Consider the following 2,998-nt stretch of genomic DNA (forward strand, 5'->3'; position numbering starts at 1 on the left):
CAGGTACCCAGATCAACGATAGCTTGCACATACGCTGCATGCAAGTTCTGATAGTGATGCCCGGACGCACCTGGAAGGGGAACCTCCCCGATCGATGACAATGGAACGATTTCTTGAATTGCATTTGTTACAAACACTTCATCCGCCTCTTCTACTGACGCTTTGGAATAATTGCCTTCGTTCACCTGAATACCAGCGTCCTTTGCCAATTCAAGTAGGAATGCCCGTGTTGTTCCGGGTAGAATCCCATTTCCGATAGCTGGAGTGAACAGCTGTCCTTCTTTCATCCAGAATACGTTGGACGTCACGCCTTCCGCGACATGACCGTCTGACGTCAAAAATATCCCTTCCGACTCCTTTAAAGAAGGCAGTTCCAATCGTCCTCTCACATTGTTCATGTAATTGTGCGACTTATAGCGGACTGCGCTTTCCGGTTGGTTACGCGGCGTTTCCAGCCAGATGCCCTCTTTTTCCGTTCCGCGTGATTCAGAAGGTAGCGCTTTACGAAAAAGAATCACATTCGGTGTTTCGTAAACGGATGGTGTGAGCCCGATGTCGTGGACACCCGCAGAGACATTCAACCGGAAATATCCATCTCCTTCATTCGCCTCCCGATCCAGCCGATGAACCACGTCCCTTATTTCCTGATCCGAGTAGGGCATCGTAATCCGGAACTCTCCAAGCGCGGCACGCAGACGGTCCATATGGGCGTCGAATAGAAACACATGTCCCTCGTACGTACGGAACGTCTCGAAAAAACCGACTCCATATAGGAAACCATGATCAAATGGGGAAATTTTCAAATCCTCAGCTTCCTGATAGGTTCCATTCATCCAACAGATCATGTACTCCTCACACCTCTTCCGCTTTCTTACTGTAGGACTCCGCCATTTCCTTTGCTTGCCAGAGTGCTTTTGCTTTGTTCAACGACTCGATGTATTCCGCTTCCGGTATCGATTCGGCAACAAGGCCGGCTCCAGCCTGGATATACGCAATGCCATCTTTTATATATGCCGTCCGGATGACGATATTCAGTTCCGCGTCTCCGTGGAAATCGAACCAGCCGATGGAGCCGGTATAAAGGCCTCTTCGTACTGGTTCCAACTCATCGATGATCTCCATCGTCCTGAGTTTCGGATCACCAGTAATCGAGCCACCCGGGAAAATGGATTTGACAATTTCAGCATTCGATACCTCTTTAGAGGCTGTACCGCGGACATTGGAGACGATATGCATGACGTGCGAATATTTTTCAATGACCATGAACTCATCCGTTTCGACGCTTCCAGGACTACAGACCTTCTCAAAATCTTTCATTTCCAAGTCCACGAGCATTTTATGTTCATCATTGTCTTTTGTACTGGACAGAAGCTCTGCCTGAAGGGCTGCGTCTTCTGCTTCGTCTTTCCCCCGCGGTCTAGTCCCTCCTATCGGCCGTGTGCTCAATTCGTTGCCGCGCTTTCTCAAAAGGAGTTCAGGGGATCCGGAAACAACCGCGAAATCAGGCGCGCCAATAGCGGCCATGTAGGGAGAAGGATTCAACGCACGGAGCGCTTCGTATAAATCAAGTGGCTCAACGGTCAACGCTTTGGACTGTCGTACAGACAAATTCACTTGAATCACTTCATCCTGTGCAATGTAATGCTGTACATCCCGCACCATTTGCTCAAACTCTGCCCCGGATACGGACACATCGACCTGTTCCGGCCTTTTGTAATCTGCAGACACATCCGTCCATGTGGGCAACGGATTAGAAGCAGCAGCATTTTTCCACTGTGCCGCTACATCGAGCGGATCCTTGGCGCTATCAGATAGTGTCATGAAATAAGCGGTACCGCTTTCGATGTCCAGAACAGCCCATTGGTCAAACAAATAGAAAAATAGATCAGGGGTTTCTAAATCATCTTCCGCTATATCCGGCAATGTTTCGTAACGACGGACATAGTCATAACTTATGAACCCGAGCACACCGCCTTGAAAAGCGGGGAGACCTGGTATTCTTTCCACCTCATAGCTTTCGACGAATTCCGTCAACAATTCAAGAGGATCGCCTTCACGGATTTCTTCCTGTCCATCCCGCCAAGTCATTTGAAGCCGATTCCCATACATTGATTGTATGGTGACAAGCGGATCCACACCTGCGATGGACATTTTCCCGCCCCGCCCGCTTTCCAAAAGTATATGTTTCTCACATGCACGTGCTAATTCTTGATAGGATTGGAAAAACTGCTCTTTTCCCATGTTAGATGTTGTATAACGCAGTGTCTGTCGTTGCATGTTGCGTTCCTCCCAATAACCAGTAGTCTTCCTATCTTACATTGGCGGGCTCCGTTTGCGCTACTTAAAATAAAAAGGGCAGCCTGTGCACCACACAACTATTTCATCAAAACAATATTTCTGTGAAGATATGTTGAACAATTATATAGCGGAACTATGGAACAACGGTGTGTGTTGAATAGTAGAATATGACTGTCGAAGGGAGTCAGACGGACACGGAGAGAAGAGGAGAAGGAGTTCTGAATAATAATAAGCTCGAAAATGGTTTATTGTGGATTATGTGCATAGCATTACTATCATCAATTTTTAAGATAATATTATGATTGGATTTTAATATACTTCCTGTAATCACATTTGACTTTTTAGCTGCAGCTGCTCTAATTACTTCTGCGATTACGTTATTTTCCTTATTAGAGATTCGAAAGCAGAGAATAAAAACTTACGAACCATCATTAGTAATTAAAAGGGAAGTACATCAGTTTTCTTTTGAACAACCTTTTTATAACAGAATTGAAATCAGTTTATTGAACATAGGTTAGGGGTCAGCTAAAAATATTCAGTTAAAATGGAGATATGAAGAAGTAGTAAATCAAATTACTGATAGCGCTCATAATTTTAACAAAACCGCCCTGTTAATTGGAGAGGCAGTAGTGCATATTGAAAATGATTGTAAACAACATATTGATTCCATTTTACCGGTGAGTGAGTGAAGGGTGCCTGT

2 protein-coding genes are annotated in these 2,998 nt (G+C 45.5%); both read right to left on the reverse strand.

All coding sequences use genetic code 11. The features are described from left to right. Positions 1 to 845, reverse strand: an 845-nt coding sequence (pabC, locus tag ABE021_RS10220; RefSeq protein WP_430288491.1) for an aminodeoxychorismate lyase, incomplete at its 3' end; no start/stop codon positions are given. Positions 846 to 852: 7 nt separating this feature from the next. Next, positions 853 to 2,277 carry an anthranilate synthase component I family protein gene (locus ABE021_RS10225; protein ID WP_430288492.1) on the reverse strand — a complete coding sequence of 475 codons (1,425 nt, stop codon included), beginning with the start codon at positions 2,275 to 2,277 and terminating at the stop codon, positions 853 to 855. Positions 2,278 to 2,998: the final 721 nt, after the last annotated feature.

Source organism: Sporosarcina gallistercoris (genome assembly GCF_050459885.1).
Lineage (GTDB): Bacteria > Bacillota > Bacilli > Bacillales_A > Planococcaceae > Sporosarcina > Sporosarcina gallistercoris_A.